We start from the raw sequence: 14401 nt of genomic DNA on the forward strand, positions 1-14401 counted from the left end.
GCCTCGACGCGGGACTTAGGTGCCGCGTTTTTTTCGGACACCACGGAAAAAACATGAAAAAACTGCTGCTGGGCTTGCTGCTGACCGCCGGCGTCGCCAATGCCGACGACGTTCTCCACGTGTACAACTGGAACAACTACATCGCGCCGGAAACGGTGAAGCGCTTCGAGGCCGACTGCAAGTGCCGCGTGGTGCAGGATTACTACGGCGCGATGGAAGAAATGCTCGCCAAGCTCGCCGCCGGTGCCAAGGGTTACGACGTGGTGGTGCCGACCGGATTTGCGATCCAGCCGCTGGTGAAGCAGAAGCTGCTGCAGCCGCTCGACAAGGCCAAGCTGCCGAACGCCAAGAACGTCAACCCGGCGTTCCTGAACAGCGCGTTCGACAAGGGCAACCTGTATTCGCTGCCGTACTCGTTCACGACCACGCTGGTCGGCTATAACGACGCGCGGCTGAAGGAAGCCGGCGTCGATCCGAGCTCGTGGTCGGTGATCTTCGATCCGAAGGTGCTCGCCAAGATCAAGGGCAAGGTCACCGTGCTCGACGACAGCCGCGAAGTGTTCGCCGCCGCGCTGATGTACAACGGTTTTTCGGCCAACTCGGTCAAGCCCGACGAGCTGAAGAAGGCCGCCGCGACGATCAAGGCCGCCAAGCCGTACTGGGCCGCGTTCAACAGCCAGAGCTATATCAAGGAGCTGACGCTCGGCAATATCTGGGTCGCCCACGGTTACTCGAGCGATATGTTCCAGGCCGCGCAGGATGCCAAGGCCGCCAAGCGCCCGTTCAACGTCGCCTACACGCTGCAGAAGGAAGGCAATACGCTGTCGGTCGACAATATGGTTGTGCTCAAGAGCGCGCCGCGTCCCGATCTGGCGCTGAAGTTCGTCAACTTCATGCTTGATGGCAAGAACGCCGCCGAGCTGACCAATATGGTCGGCACCGGCAATCCGAACGCCGCCGCCGTGCCGTTCGTGAAGCCGGAGATCAAGAAAATCAGCGCCGTGTTCCCCGACGCCAACGCGATCAAGAAACTGCAACAGCTCAACGCACTCGAAGGCAAGCAATTGCGCGGGCTGAACCAGTTGTGGACCGAAGTGAAGACGTCCAAGTAAGCCGGGCGGGGCGAGGCAACTCGCCCCATCGCACACATGCGTTTTCCTCCGATCAGCTTTCTTGCGCATCACGTCGCGCAGTCGCGTATCTCGCAGTATTTCTTTTACTGCTACCTGCTCGTCATCCTGACGATCAGCTTCTATCCGCTCGCCGGCTGGCGCTACACCGGCGAGTCGGTGTTCGCCTTCTACAGCTACCCGCTGCCTTACTATTTCACGCTGTTCGACAACCTCGTCAATGTGCTCGCCTACATGCCACTCGGCGTCGCCGTCGGCTTGATGGCCAAGCGGCGCTGGTTCGCCTGGCCGCTGGCGACGCTGGTCGGCCTGTTGCTTTCGGGTTCGGTCGAGTTCGTCCAGCAATTCCTGCCCGGCCGGATTGCCTCCAACCTCGACATGCTCAGCAACGGTTTTGGCGCTTGTCTTGGCGGGTTGCTGGCGCTGCTGATCGCCAACCGGCGCTGGCAGCGGGCGTGGCTGGTGTTCCGTCACAGCCATCTGGCCGATAGCACCCTGGCCGAATGGGGGCTGGTGTGGCTCGGGCTCTGGTTCATCACCCAGTTTGATCCGTCGGCGCCCTTTCTGGGGGTCGTGGTCGCACCGCTGGGGCTGCCGCAACCGTTCGATTCGCCGCTCGCCAATCCGGCGCTGTTTCTCGCGCTGCTGGAAGGCGGCGGGATGATGCTCAATCTGATCGGTGTCGCGCTGTTCGTTTCGGTGCTGGTCAAGCATATGCGAGAGGTGCCGATGGCAATCCGGCTGACCTTGCTGGCCGGACTGATCGTCAAGCTGACCTTCGCCGGCATGCTGCTGCAGCCGGCGCAGTTCTTTGCCTGGATCAACCGCAACATCGTCATCGGCGGCGCCGTTGGCGTGTTGCTCTTGTGGGGGCTGTGGCAGCTGCAACGGCGGCTGCGGGCGCTGGTCGGTGCGCTGGCACTGGCGGCGGCGCTGGGTGTGGGCTGGGCGTGGCCGCTGGCGCCGCAGCTCTCGGGGATGCTGCCGCTGTTCCGTTGGCACTACGGCCATCTGATGCATTTCAACGGTCTGGCGGCGGTGATCGGCGATGTCTGGCCCTATGGGGCGATCCTGCTGATGCTCTGGGCGGCGGTGACGATGCCAGATTCGGGCGAAGCCTGGTAAATGCAGCCTTCCGGATGGTAAAAAGCCGCGGCATGCTGCGGCTTTTTCATCTGGGCCGCATCAACGGCGGCCTGCTCAGGGCTTGACCTGCAGTTCGACCGGCGGATTGGCGAAGGTATCGCCATCGATCAGCTTGTCGTACATCACCGGGTCCGCCCACTCGGCGCACACCTGGTCGGAGAAGACGATATCGCCGAGCGCGATCGTGCCCATGCGCGGGTTGTAGGCATCGTCGCGGAAAGCCTGGGCGTAGCCGGTATCGGTTTCGTGGGCGATGACCGAATGCAGCAGCACATCGCCCTCGCCATTGGCCATTGCCGTCTGTTTGAGCAGTGCGTCGATGATCACGAAGAACAGCCGCGCGAACTGTTCGGCCGACGGCGACACCGGCAGCGAAATCCACCGCGCCGAGAAGGTCTTGCACAGCGCGATGTAGTCGGGATCGTCCTTGTCCCAGAAGCAGATGGCGTGATCGAAGGCATCGATTACGTCCTTGATCGTGCCCTTCATCAAACCAAAGTCATACACCATCTGGCCGTGATCGAGCGCGTGCGCTTCCAGCAGCACCTCAACCTTGTAGCTATGGCCGTGAATCGACCGGCGGCAGCGGTCGGATGAACAATTGCGCACGATATGCGCGTTTTCAAACTTGAACAGCTTGCGAATCAGCATCTTGAAGTAACCCAGTAACCTAGTCGGGTTTTATCAGATGCGCCTGAACGGGGCAAGGTGAATGGCTGCATCGACGGAGAAAACGAAGGTCTGCCGGCGATAAAATAATACCAATTTCATATTCGCGCGTTCAGTTTGGCGCGGCTTGCCCGGCGGACATCGTTCATTTCAAGACATGTTTATTTGTGTAAGTTTTGTGAAAAAAATACGGCGAGCGAGTGTGGTGAAAGCGCCAAAAATGGCCTGCAGCTGATCGGAGATAAACGGTAAATCAATGCGGCTAATGACATCAACTACCTGTTGTTAGTCAGGTTAACTACATTATCAATTGCTAATTTATTAGGAGTTTGATGCGTGTTGATTATGATTTTTGCTTGTTTTTCATGATGATAGGCGCGTTGCTCCGGTGGGGTGAAATCGGCCGCTGGTGTAGTTTTGTAGTGAAAACGACTTGTTTTTACGGGCGCTTACATGCCGTTCGATCCGCCGCCGGACGGTGGCTTGACAGCTTGTCGGGCTTGGCGAGTAATCAGGTTTCGCCATGCATGGGCTCGTCGTTGTAACGGGCCTGGCAATGCCTCTTTTGTGGTTGCTTACTGCAAAATGACGGTGTTGGCGTTCATGGCTAATACCACTTGGTATCGCCTGAACAAAACCAATAACGAGGAGACGCTTTCCATGTCCCGTTTTAACCGCTTCACCCTGGCCGCAATCCCGGCCGCACTGTTTGCCGTGCAAGCCTTTGCTGCCAGCCCGGCTTGGCAAGAAGGCCAGACCTATAACGCTGGCACCGTCGTGTCGTACAGCGGCAGCGATTACCAGGCACTGGTAACGCACACCGCCTACGTGGGCGCCAACTGGAATCCGGCCGCGAGCCCGACGCTGTGGAAGCTGGTTAGCGCCGGCACGCCGACGCCTGCGCCTACCCCGACGCCAAGCGCTACGCCAACCCCGGCACCGACGCCTGCTCCTACGCCAGCTCCGACTCCGGCGCCGACTCCGAGTGGCTGTGTCGCTTGGTCGAATACCGCCGTGTATAACGCCGGCCAATGCGTCACTCATGGCGGCGTGACCTACAAGGCCAAGTGGTGGACGCAAAACAATATCCCGGGTGCCGAGCAATGGGGCCCATGGGAAGTGCAAGGCAGTGTGACTCCGACGCCAGCTCCGACCCCGGCTCCGACGCCAGCTCCGACGCCAGCTCCGACCCCGGCTCCGACCCCGGCTCCGACCCCAGCGCCTACCCCAGCGCCTACCCCGGCTCCGACCCCAGCGCCTACCCCGGCTCCGACGCCAGCTCCGACCCCGGCGCCGACCCCGGCACCGACGCCAGCGCCGACGCCAGCACCGACCCCAGCGCCGACGCCAGCACCGACCCCAGCACCGACCCCTGCGCCGACCCCGAGCGGTCAGGAAGCCTGCCGTCCGGACGGTCTGGTGAGCAGCGTCGCCAACGTACCGTATTGCACCGTTTACGATACCAATGGCCGCGAAATCCTCGCTAATGGCCTGAAACGCCGCATCATCGGCTACTTCACCAACTGGCGCACCGGCAAGAACGGTCTGCCGAGCTACCTCGCGTCCGACATTCCGTGGAACGACATCTCCCATGTGAACTACGCGTTCGCGCACGTCGACAGCGCCAACAAGGTGTCGGTCAATGCAGGCGTGGCCGGCAACGAATCGACCGGCATGGTATGGGACGGTTCCGATGGCAAGCCGGTGATCGCCGGCAACGAAATGGATCCGAGCCTGCCGTACAAGGGCCACTTCAACCAGCTGACCAAGTTCAAGAAACAGCACCCTGGCGTTCGCACCCTTGTGTCGATCGGCGGCTGGGCTGAAACCGGCGGCTACTTCGGTCCAGACGGCAACCGCGTCGCTTCGGGTGGCTTCTACACGATGACGACCAACGCCGACGGTTCGATCAACCAGGCCGGCATCAACACCTTCGCCGAATCGGTCGTGGCCTTCCTGCGCCAGTACGGTTTTGACGGCGCCGACATCGATTACGAGTACCCGACCACGATGGACAAGGCCGGCAACCCGCTCGACTGGAGCGTGTCTAGCCCGCGTCTGAAGGGTCTGCAGGCGTCGTACCGTGCGCTGCTGGAAACGCTGCGTACCAAGCTCGATCAGGCTGCGGTGGCCGACGGCAAGTACTACATGCTGACGATCGCTTCGCCGTCGTCCGCTTACCTGCTGCGTGGCATGGAGTCGTACCAGGGCGTGAAGTACCTCGATTACGTCAACATGATGACGTATGACCTGCACGGTGCATGGAACGAGTTCGTCGGTCCGAACGCCGCGCTGTTCGACGACGGCAAGGATGCCGAGCTCGCCAAGTGGTCGGTCTACAGCTCGGCACAATACGGCGGCATCGGCTACCTGAACACCGACTGGGCCTTCCAGTACTTCCGCGGTGCGCTGCCGGCCGGCCGTATCAACGCCGGTGTGCCGTACTACACCCGTGGCCACAAGGACGTGACCGGCGGTACCAACGGCCTGTGGGGCACCTCGCCGAAGTCGAGCAACTGCGGCCCGGGCCTGACCGAGTGCGGTCTGGGTGCGGTCGGTATCGACAACATCTGGCACGACAAGGATCAGAACGGCAACGAAATGGGCGCTGGTTCGAACCCGATGTGGCACGCCAAGAACCTCGAGAAGGGCATCGCGGGCGACTACCTGCCGCTGTTCAACCTCAAGGCGACCGATCTGGTTGGCACCTACTCCTACAACTACGATGCGACCCTGGTTGCTCCGTGGCTGTGGAACGCCAGCAAGAAGGTGTTCATCTCGACCGAGGATGAAACCTCGATCCAGAAGAAGGCCGAGTGGATCATCAACAAGGGCGTTGGTGGTGCGATGTTCTGGGAACTGGCTGGCGACTATGCCTATGACGCCAACAAGACCAACCTGAACGGCACCAAGGGCCAGTACGTGCCGGGCTCGACGCTGACCAAGTTGCTGGCGACCAACTTCCGCAACGCTGCGCCTTACGGCAACAAGCGTGCGAAGACCGCCATGCCGGCACAGCAGATCGACCTGAAGTTCGAGTTGACCAACTTCAAGCTGGGTGATCAGAACTATCCGATCAACCCGTACCTGAAGGTCACCAACAACACCGGCGCAACGCTGCCGGGCGGTACCGTGGTCGAGTTCGACTATCCGGTGTCGGCGCCGAACAATATGGCCGACCAGTCGGGTGCAGGTCTGAAGGTCGTGTCGTCGGAACACACCGGCAACAACGTCGGCGGCTTCAAGGGTGACTTCCACCACGTCAAGTTCTCGACCCCAAGCTGGCAGACGCTGGCTCCGGGTGCGAGCATCGACATCACCCTGAACTACTACCTGCCGATTACCGGCCCGTCGAACTATGTCGTCACCATCGGCGGCAAGAGCTACGCGGTGAAGCAGGAGTACCCGTCGCTGCCGGCCGGTACGGTTCAATAATCTTCCTGTTGTAGACCTTGAACGGGCAGGCCTTGCGGCTTGCCCGTTTTTTTATGGCCTGACCGGGTGGAATGCCTGCGCTTGCAGCCAGGACGATGCCGACATCAAACGGCAATAATTCACAAATTAATTACTTTTGCTGCTATGCAGCATATGATGGTCTGGTAAGTGCATTCAACCGATGGAGGAATAGAACCATGGATAACTTGACGAACTATCTGAGCACAATCTGGCGCAGCGCACTTGAGGCTGCTGGCCCGGGCCTGGTCCGCCAGTACGATGATCACGCACGGCTCTGCGCCTGGCTGCAGGTTCAGGGTGAAACGCCGGAAGGCAATGTGGCCTGAGGGTGGCCGCCGCAAGCGCGGGCACGCGGTATGCCGCGTGCGCTGCGTGTTTGGCGGCTGCCGATGTGCCGCGTGGCGGCGCCTGGCTTAGCCGAGGATGGTCGGCGCAGCGCCGCCGAGCACGACCTTGCCGCTGCGCAGCGCCGGCGGCGGGGTGATGCCCATCGAGACGTAGACACTGGTCAGTTTGTCGACGCCGATATTGGCCGGCCGTACCCAGTCGGCCGGCACGTACAACAGGCCGCCACCGATGGGTACCGGTGCCGTGGGCACCAGTACGGCATAGTAGAGCCGGCCGTCGAGGTCGACCGGTTCGGGGCTCGGCATCAGCGCCAGTACCGCGACGCCGTCGCCGCCGAAGAAGCACCATACCGGGCTCATCGCGCCGATGTCGGCCTCCTGTTTCTGATCCAGCAGGCCGACGAAGCGGTCGGCAAGGTTATAGAGGCTGCCGAACAGCGGAATCCGTCGCAAGGTCAGGTCGACCAGTTTGGCCAGCGGCCGTTTCAACCCCGATTGCACCGCAAGACCCAGCGGGTAAATGGCGACGAGCAGCAACAGCGTGCCAAGCAGATAGGCAATTACGTCATTGCTGGCAAACGGTTGCCCCAGCGCGCCAAACATCTGGCCGATGAGGCTCTCGGGGCCGATGAAACTATTCAGCACGCTGACAACCCAGCCGATCAGCGCGAGCGTCATCGCCAGTGGCAATAGCGCCAGCAAACCGGCCAGCCAGGTGGTGAGGATGGATTTGACGCTGCGCTTGATCATGAGGTGCGGGAGTCCGGTATGGGGTGTGTGGTTGGGATTATCGCAGCCACAACGTCAGTAACAAGCCCGCCAGCAGCGCGGCGATCGCGCCCAGCAGCCAGTTGCGTTTTTTCTGTTCCCACATCAGCCCCTGATAGCCGGTGACCATCAGCTCGACATGGTTGGCGCTGGCGATCTCGTTCAGTTTGCGCGGCAGCGTCGGCAGCATCGCCGCCCACTGCGGTGCCTCGTGCTTGAGATTGCGCACCAGCGCGCGCCAGCCGATCTGTTCGTTCATCCAGCGCTCGAGGAAGGGCTTGGCTGTGTCCCACAGATCCAGGTCAGGGTCGAGCTGGCGACCGAGGCCTTCAATGTTGAGCAGCGTTTTTTGCAGCAGCACCAGTTGCGGCTGGATTTCGACGTTGAAGCGCCGGCTGGTTTCGAACAGGCGCAGCAGGATCTGGCCGAACGAGATCTGCGAGATCGGCTTGTCGAAGATCGGCTCGCACACGGTGCGTACCGCGGCTTCGAGTTCCTCGACCCGGGTATCCTTGGGTACCCAGCCCGATTCGATGTGGGCGCTGGCGACGCGGCGATAATCTCGGTTGAAGAAGGCGAGGAAATTGATCGCCAGATACTGTTTATCCACATCCGAGAGGTTGCCGACGATGCCGAAATCCAGCGCGATATAGCGGTTGTCAGCGGCGACGAAGATATTGCCCGGATGCATGTCGGCGTGGAAAAAACCGTCGCGGAACACTTGGGTAAAGAAGATCTCCACCCCGTAGCGGCCGAGTTTCTTCAGGTCGATCCCGGCGGCGCGCAGCGCGTCGATGTGGCTGATCGGCGTGCCGTCCATCCATTCCAGCGTCAGTACCTCGCGACTGGTCCAGTCGTAGAACACTTCGGGAACGATCAGCTGGCTTGAACCAATGAAATTGCGCCGCAGCTGGCTGGCGTTGCCGGCCTCGATCATCAGGTCGAGTTCGTCGTGCAGGTACTTGTCGAATTCGGCGACCACTTCTTTGGGTCGCAGCCGCTTGCCGTCGGCGGACAGCCGTTCCACCAGTCCCGCCATGACCCGCATCAGCGCCAGATCGGATTCGATCACCGGCAGGATGTCCGGGCGCAAGACCTTGACCGCGACGGCACGGCCGTTTGGTAACGTGGCGCGGTGCACTTGCGCGATCGAGGCGCTGGCAACCGGGGTGCGATCAAAATCGGCGTACAGCATGGCCAGCGGCTTGCCCAAGCCCGCTTCGATCACCGCGACGGCGGTGTCGCCCGAGAACGGAGGGACGCGATCTTGCAGCAAGGCCAGTTCATCGGCGATGTCCGTAGGCAACAAATCGCGGCGCGTTGACAGCACCTGGCCGAATTTGACGAAAATCGGCCCGAGGTCTTCCAGTGCCAGTCGCAGCCGCTCGCCGCGCGGTTTGTCGAGCTTGCGCCAGAAGCAGGCGGCGTTGATCAGCTTGCGCAGGCCATGTGTGCGTTCATGACCGAGCAGGAATTCATCGAGCCCGTAGGCGATGACGACCCGGACAATTTTGGCAAAGCGGAGCAGACGCATCAGCGGTATTTCTTTTCGAGCAGTTCGAGTCGTTTATTCAGGCGTTCGACATCATCGCGCAGTACATCGACGCCACCGAAGTGGCGGCCGGCATCATGCTTGTGGGCGAGCAGCGGTGCTTCATCTCGCCAGTATTCGATCAGATGCGCAGCCATGCGGGCGCCGATGGCGCCGGGAATGCCGCCGACCTTGCCGGCGAGCCAGACGACGCGGTGCGCGGCAACGTCGCCGACCAAGGTCGACAGCGATTCGGCGGTTTCCCAGCGCACCAGCCCCAGCGTGCGGCCGACACCGGCGGCCAGATGCTGGTCGCCGACAAGCAGCAGCTGGCGCTGTGCGCCGGTGCGGTCGAACGGCAGGGTCATGAAGAAGCGCAGCCCCAGCGCCAGCGTTGCCTCGGGCTCGGCATCGCGGGCAACAAAGCGGCCGGCTTCAATGGCCAGCGTGGCCGACATCACCGGGAACACCAGCCTGATCACCCGGCCATCGAAGCGTGCCAGTTCGGCACGGGCCGCGGCGTCGTGATCGAACAGGCGGTTGAGCAGGCCGGCCAGCATCAGAACTTGTAGCCCTTGTGCAGCGCGACGATGCCGGCGCTCATATTGTGATATTCGACGCGGCCAAAGCCGACGTCCTGCATCAGCGTTTTCAGCGTTTCCTGATCCGGGTGCATGCGGATCGATTCGGCCAGATACTGATACGAATCGGCATCGTTGGTGATCAGCTTGCCCATCAACGGCAGCAGCTTGAACGAGTACAAGTCATACACCGGCTTGACCGGCGCCCAGACCTTGGAGAATTCCAGCACCAGCAGACGGCCGCCGGGTTTGAGCACCCGGTGCATTTCGGCCAGTGCCTTGTCCTTGTGGGTCATGTTGCGCAGGCCGAAGGCGACCGAGACGATGTCGAAGTAGTTGTCCGGGAAGGGCAGCTTTTCGGCATCGCACTGCGCGGTCGGCACGGCGAAACCGGCGTCGAGCAGGCGGTCTCGGCCGACGCCGAGCATCGAGCTATTGATGTCGGTCAGCCAGACCTGGCCGGTCTTGCCGACTTTCTTCGAGAAGGCCTTGGACAGATCGCCAGTGCCGCCGGCGATATCAAGCACGCGGTTGCCCGGTCGGGCGCCGCTGGTTTCGATGGTGAAGAACTTCCAGGCGCGGTGCAGGCCGGCGCTCATCAGATCGTTCATCACATCGTATTTCTGCGCGACCGAATGGAAGACTTCGGCGACTTTTTGCGCCTTGTCCGATTCGTTGACGGTCTTGTAGCCGAAATGGGTTTGTTGTTCAGTCATGGGTCACCCGGTCAATCAAGGTCAAATCAATATCAGTCGTGGCGCTGCGGAGCACGGCTGGCGTTATCCAATCGATCGCGGCTGGCGTTACTCGATTGATCACGGCTGGCACCGTGGGCCGTGAGCTTGTCGAGGTAGTCCTGCCACAGCGTCGTCTGGTCACGGCCCAGCTCGAACAGCCAGTCCCACGAATACAGCCCGGAATCGTGGCCATCGTCAAACACCAGTTTCACCGCGTAATTGCCGACCGGCTCGATCGCGACGATGTTGACCTCGCGCTTGCCGGTCTGCAGCACGCCGGGGCCGGCGCCATGGCCGCGCACTTCGGCCGACGGGCTGTAAACGCGCAGGTATTCGCAGGGCAGCGAAAATGCCGAGCCATCGTCAAAAGCGATGTCGAGCATGCGTGCGCCCTGATGCAATGTCAGTGCCGTCGGTTGCGGCGTATTCGGTTTGAGTCCGGCCATGAAGAATCCGGGAGCTGGAAATAGACTGCAATGATAGCGCGAGCGGGCAGGGGCGTCGCGGCCGCATCGTCTTGCTAAAGACGTCAGCGGATGCAACTTGTAATATTAAGTTCACACGAAGGCATTACGCTCGCCACAAACCACGAAATGCCAACTGGGAATCCCATGCCTGCGAATATCCTGCTCGTCGAAGACGAACCCGCCATCCAGGAGTTGATTGCGTTCAACCTCACCCAGGCGGGGCATCACGTGATGCGTGCCGACTCGGTCGAGAGCGCGATGGGCATCGTGCGCAATGCGCTGCCCGATCTGATCCTGCTCGACTGGATGCTGCCGGGCATGTCCGGCATCGATTTCGCCAAGAAGTTGCGTGCCGAAGAGCGCACCAAGACCATTCCGCTGATCATGCTTACCGCTCGTTCGGACGAGCAGGACAAGATCATCGGCCTTGAAACCGGTGCCGACGACTACATCACCAAGCCGTTCAGCCCGCGCGAACTGCAGGCCCGCATCAAGGCGGTGCTGCGCCGCCGCTCGCCGCAGATCACCGACGATGTGGTCGAGGTGCAAGGATTAAGGCTTGATCCGACCACGCACCGTGTTACCGGGCACGGCAAGCCGCTTGATCTGGGGCCGACCGAGTTCCGGCTGTTGCATTTCTTCATGACCCACGCCGAGCGCGTGCACTCGCGGGCGCAGCTGCTCGATCAGGTCTGGGGCGATCACGTGTTCGTCGAGGAACGCACCGTTGACGTGCATATCCGCCGGCTGCGCTCGGCGCTGGAATCCTCGGGTTTCGATACGCTGATCCAGACGGTACGCGGCACCGGTTATCGTTTCTCGGCGCAGCAATAAGCACGACAGGCCTTCGCGCCGTAACGATTTGGCATCGCCGCGGCAAGGCTGCGGTGCCACAATTCATGAACGTCATACTACGGACGCGCTTGGCGCCCCTTTCTCATGCTCTGGCTGCGCTCCCTGATTTACTACCTCTCGATCACACTGGTCGCGCTGTTCATCGGCGCGGTCGCCGGCACCGAATGGGGTTTGATATTCGCGCTGGTCGTCGTTGGCGGCTCGGCGCTGTTTCACGTCTATAACCTCGGCCGGCTGTACCGCTGGTTGCTGGATCCGCACGTCGACAAGGTGCCGTCGAGCTTTTTGCTGTGGCAAGACCTGTTCGACAAGCTATACGACCAAGTCCGCTTGCAGAAAAAACAGCAAGAGCGGCTGGCCGCGACGCTGGAGCGCTTTACCAGCGCAGGCGAAGCATTGCCCGACGGGGTGCTGATCCTCGACGAGCACGACCGGATCGAATGGTGCAATCAGGCGGCGACCCAGCATCTGGGGATCGACCGGGTTGGCGATGTCTGGCAAGTGATCACCAACATCATCCGCCAGCCCAGCCTGCGCGATTACCTGCGCAGCCAGGATTTCGCCCACCCGCTGATGCTGCGGCTGACGCGCCCGCTCGATCAGGTGCTGACGGTACAGATGGTGCCGTTCGACTCGACCCGCAAACTCTTGCTGAGCCGGGACATCACCCAGCTCGACCGCATCCAGACCGTGCATCGCGATTTTATCGCCAACGTCTCGCACGAGCTGCGTACGCCCTTGACCGTGGTCGGCGGTTTTATCGAAACCATGATCGATATGCCCGACGTCGACACCCAGACGCGCAACAGGCATCTGGAACTGATGTATGACCAGACGCAGCGGATGCAGCGACTGGTCGACGATCTGCTGACGCTCTCGCGGCTCGAGAACGGCATGCAGATGAAGGAAGAAGAAGTCGATGTGCCGCAGTTGATGCGCTTGCTGGCGGTCGAGGCCGAGGGGCTGTCGCAAGGCCGGCATACCGTGGCGATCGGCTCCATCGTGCCGGCGCGGCTGATCGGCAATCACGACGAGCTGCATTCGGCCTTCGGCAATCTGGTCTCGAACGCGATCCGCTATACCCCGAACGGCGGCACCATTACGCTGCACTGGCGCATCGATAACGGCCAGCCGGTATTCGCGGTGCAGGACACCGGCATCGGCATCGCGCCCGAACATGTGCCGCGACTGACCGAGCGCTTTTACCGTGTCGACCGCGGTCGCTCGCGCTCGACCGGCGGCACCGGTCTCGGTCTGGCCATCGTCAAACACATCCTGCAACGGCATCAGGCGCAGATGGCGATCCAGTCCAAACTGGGGCAGGGCAGTGAATTCTCGGTGCGCTTTCCGATGCAGCGTTTGCTGGCCGAATGCTGAGCGCGTAGTCAACAGGGGTAGCTACCTAGCTCGGCGTCGGTGGTTTTCTGGCACAATTAAATGACGCCCGCAGCCGGGCACTTTGCCTCAGCGCAATGTCTAATTCCATGCCGCTGTCAGATAATGCGCGCTGACGCCCTTCCGGCAGGAGCCGGTGCTGGCGGCCTTCCCTTCATCGTATGAGGATCACGTTATGAGCAACATCGCTGCCATCAAGCCCTTCGGTCAACGCATCTGGCTGGACAATCTGTCCCGCGGTTTGCTGAAGTCTGGCGCCCTGCAGAAACTGATCGACGAAGACGGCATTGCTGGCGTGACTTCCAACCCGGCTATTTTCTACAAGTCGATTTCGTCCGACCCGCTTTACGCCGGCGATCTGGCCGAATTGAAGAAGCAAAACATCAGCGCCGAAGCGCGTTACGAAGCGCTGGTGGTGCCGGATATCCAGGCAACGTGCGATCTGACCCGCCCGCTGTACGACAATTCCAAGGGCCTGGACGGTTACGTCAGCCTCGAAGTGTCGCCGCATCTGGCCAATGACACCCTCGGCACCATCGCCGCGGCCAAGCGCCTGTGGGCCGAGATCAATCGCCCGAACGCGATGATCAAGGTGCCGGCGACGCACGCCGGCGTGCTGGCGTTCGAACAACTGATCGCCGCCGGCATCAATGTCAATATCACGCTGATGTTCAGCCTCAAGCAAACCGACGACGTGCTGACCGCGTACATCCGCGGCCTCGAAGCGCGCGCCGCCGCCGGTCTGCCGGTCGACCATGTGCAAGCCGTGGCTTCGGTGTTCCTGTCACGCGTCGACGTGCTGCTCGACAAGCAGCTCGACGCCATCGGCACGCCGGAAGCGCTGGCACTGCGCGGCAAGAGCGCCATCGCCTTCGTCAAGGTTGCTTACCAGCACTACAAGCAGTTGTTCCACGGCACCCGTTTCGAGAAGCTCAAGGCACTGGGCGCGCATCCGCAGCGTCTGCTGTGGGCGTCGACCGGTACCAAGAACGCCGCCTACTCGGACGTGCTCTACGTTGAAGAGCTGGTCGGCCCGGAAACCGTCAACACCGTGCCGGATGGCACGCTCGATGCGTTCCGCGATCACGGCGTGGCCGCGAACAAGCTCGACACCCAGATCGACGATGCGGTGCGGACGCTGGCGGCGCTGCGCAAGCTCGGCTTCGACTTCAACCTCGTCGGCGAGCAACTGCAGTCCGAAGGCCTGAAGCTGTTCGATGACGCATTCGACAAGCTGCTGGAACTGACCGCTTAAGTTCTGCGGTCGAAAAAAAAACAGCCCGTCCGGTTACCCGGCGGGCTGTTCTGTTTTGGGGCCA

The 14401-nt window shown here is 61.5% G+C and carries 13 protein-coding genes; 7 read left to right on the forward strand and 6 right to left on the reverse strand.

Annotated features, from left to right (window positions below; all coding sequences use genetic code 11):
• Window positions 1–53: 53 nt before the first annotated feature.
• Window positions 54–1112 carry a polyamine ABC transporter substrate-binding protein gene (locus JLC71_RS15375; RefSeq protein WP_200916471.1) on the forward strand — a complete coding sequence of 353 codons (1059 nt, stop codon included), beginning with the start codon at window positions 54–56 and terminating at the stop codon, window positions 1110–1112.
• Window positions 1113–1148: 36 nt separating this feature from the next.
• On the forward strand, window positions 1149–2255 hold the full coding sequence (locus JLC71_RS15380; protein WP_200916472.1) for a VanZ family protein: 1107 nt from the start codon (window positions 1149–1151) through the stop codon (window positions 2253–2255).
• Window positions 2256–2330: 75 nt separating this feature from the next.
• Here the strand turns inward: JLC71_RS15380 and JLC71_RS15385 are convergent, their stop codons facing one another.
• Complete coding sequence (locus JLC71_RS15385; protein ID WP_200916473.1) at window positions 2331–2927, reverse strand: 6-pyruvoyl trahydropterin synthase family protein; 597 nt, start codon at window positions 2925–2927, stop codon at window positions 2331–2333.
• Between the two features lie 678 nt (window positions 2928–3605).
• Between JLC71_RS15385 and JLC71_RS15395 the strand changes: the two genes are divergently transcribed.
• Complete coding sequence (locus JLC71_RS15395) at window positions 3606–6380, forward strand: chitinase C-terminal domain-containing protein (protein WP_236250917.1); 2775 nt, start codon at window positions 3606–3608, stop codon at window positions 6378–6380.
• Window positions 6381–6577: 197 nt separating this feature from the next.
• Window positions 6578–6727: a hypothetical protein gene (locus JLC71_RS15400; RefSeq protein ID WP_200916474.1), complete on the forward strand. Its 150-nt coding sequence runs from the start codon at window positions 6578–6580 to the stop codon at window positions 6725–6727.
• Between the two features lie 87 nt (window positions 6728–6814).
• Here JLC71_RS15400 and JLC71_RS15405 read toward each other — a convergent pair whose 3' ends face one another.
• Genes JLC71_RS15405 through JLC71_RS15425 form a run of 5 tightly spaced genes read right to left on the reverse strand, consistent with a single transcriptional unit; the run spans window position 6815 to window position 10811 of the window.
• Window positions 6815–7498 (reverse strand): DUF502 domain-containing protein, encoded by a 684-nt coding sequence (locus JLC71_RS15405; RefSeq protein WP_200916475.1) that lies wholly within the window; start codon window positions 7496–7498, stop codon window positions 6815–6817.
• A 37-nt stretch (window positions 7499–7535) separates the two neighbouring features.
• The gene (gene ubiB, locus JLC71_RS15410; RefSeq protein WP_200916476.1) at window positions 7536–9050 is read right to left on the reverse strand and encodes a ubiquinone biosynthesis regulatory protein kinase UbiB; all 1515 of its coding nucleotides are present in this window, start codon (window positions 9048–9050) and stop codon (window positions 7536–7538) included.
• Window positions 9050–9607, reverse strand: coding sequence for a ubiquinone biosynthesis accessory factor UbiJ (locus tag JLC71_RS15415; protein ID WP_200916477.1), 558 nt, complete (start codon window positions 9605–9607; stop codon window positions 9050–9052). The genes ubiB and JLC71_RS15415 overlap by 1 nt, the downstream gene beginning before the upstream one ends.
• Entirely contained in the window at window positions 9607–10344 is a 738-nt protein-coding gene (gene ubiE / locus JLC71_RS15420) for a bifunctional demethylmenaquinone methyltransferase/2-methoxy-6-polyprenyl-1,4-benzoquinol methylase UbiE (RefSeq protein WP_200916478.1), read from the reverse strand. Before ubiE ends, JLC71_RS15415 begins: the two co-directional genes overlap by 1 nt.
• Window positions 10345–10376: 32 nt before the next feature.
• A complete protein-coding gene (locus tag JLC71_RS15425) occupies window positions 10377–10811 on the reverse strand; it encodes a gamma-butyrobetaine hydroxylase family protein (protein WP_200916479.1) in 435 nt (144 codons plus the stop codon).
• Window positions 10812–10976: 165 nt separating this feature from the next.
• Between JLC71_RS15425 and phoB the strand changes: the two genes are divergently transcribed.
• The 3 genes from phoB to tal all read left to right on the forward strand — a co-directional run bounded on the left by phoB (window position 10977) and on the right by tal (window position 14337).
• Window positions 10977–11666: a phosphate regulon transcriptional regulator PhoB gene (phoB, locus tag JLC71_RS15430; RefSeq protein ID WP_200916480.1), complete on the forward strand. Its 690-nt coding sequence runs from the start codon at window positions 10977–10979 to the stop codon at window positions 11664–11666.
• Between the two features lie 105 nt (window positions 11667–11771).
• On the forward strand, window positions 11772–13064 hold the full coding sequence (gene phoR / locus JLC71_RS15435; protein ID WP_200916481.1) for a phosphate regulon sensor histidine kinase PhoR: 1293 nt from the start codon (window positions 11772–11774) through the stop codon (window positions 13062–13064).
• A gap of 193 nt (window positions 13065–13257) precedes the next feature.
• Window positions 13258–14337, forward strand: a complete 1080-nt coding sequence (tal, locus tag JLC71_RS15440; RefSeq protein ID WP_200916482.1) for a transaldolase — start codon at window positions 13258–13260, stop codon at window positions 14335–14337.
• Window positions 14338–14401 lie beyond the last annotated feature (64 nt).

It is taken from the genome of Jeongeupia sp. HS-3 (assembly GCF_015140455.1).
GTDB lineage: Bacteria > Pseudomonadota > Gammaproteobacteria > Burkholderiales > Chitinibacteraceae > Jeongeupia.

Coding starts and splice junctions, on each gene's coding strand:
- JLC71_RS15375 (WP_200916471.1), top strand. CDS start 54: ATGAAAAAACTGCTGCTGGGCTTGCTGCTGACCGCCGGCGTCGCCAAT.
- JLC71_RS15380 (WP_200916472.1), top strand. CDS start 1,149: ATGCGTTTTCCTCCGATCAGCTTTCTTGCGCATCACGTCGCGCAGTCG.
- JLC71_RS15385 (WP_200916473.1), bottom strand. CDS start 2,927: ATGCTGATTCGCAAGCTGTTCAAGTTTGAAAACGCGCATATCGTGCGC.
- JLC71_RS15395 (WP_236250917.1), top strand. CDS start 3,606: ATGTCCCGTTTTAACCGCTTCACCCTGGCCGCAATCCCGGCCGCACTG.
- JLC71_RS15400 (WP_200916474.1), top strand. CDS start 6,578: ATGGATAACTTGACGAACTATCTGAGCACAATCTGGCGCAGCGCACTT.
- JLC71_RS15405 (WP_200916475.1), bottom strand. CDS start 7,498: ATGATCAAGCGCAGCGTCAAATCCATCCTCACCACCTGGCTGGCCGGT.
- ubiB (WP_200916476.1), bottom strand. CDS start 9,050: ATGCGTCTGCTCCGCTTTGCCAAAATTGTCCGGGTCGTCATCGCCTAC.
- JLC71_RS15415 (WP_200916477.1), bottom strand. CDS start 9,607: ATGCTGGCCGGCCTGCTCAACCGCCTGTTCGATCACGACGCCGCGGCC.
- ubiE (WP_200916478.1), bottom strand. CDS start 10,344: ATGACTGAACAACAAACCCATTTCGGCTACAAGACCGTCAACGAATCG.
- JLC71_RS15425 (WP_200916479.1), bottom strand. CDS start 10,811: ATGGCCGGACTCAAACCGAATACGCCGCAACCGACGGCACTGACATTG.
- phoB (WP_200916480.1), top strand. CDS start 10,977: ATGCCTGCGAATATCCTGCTCGTCGAAGACGAACCCGCCATCCAGGAG.
- phoR (WP_200916481.1), top strand. CDS start 11,772: ATGCTCTGGCTGCGCTCCCTGATTTACTACCTCTCGATCACACTGGTC.
- tal (WP_200916482.1), top strand. CDS start 13,258: ATGAGCAACATCGCTGCCATCAAGCCCTTCGGTCAACGCATCTGGCTG.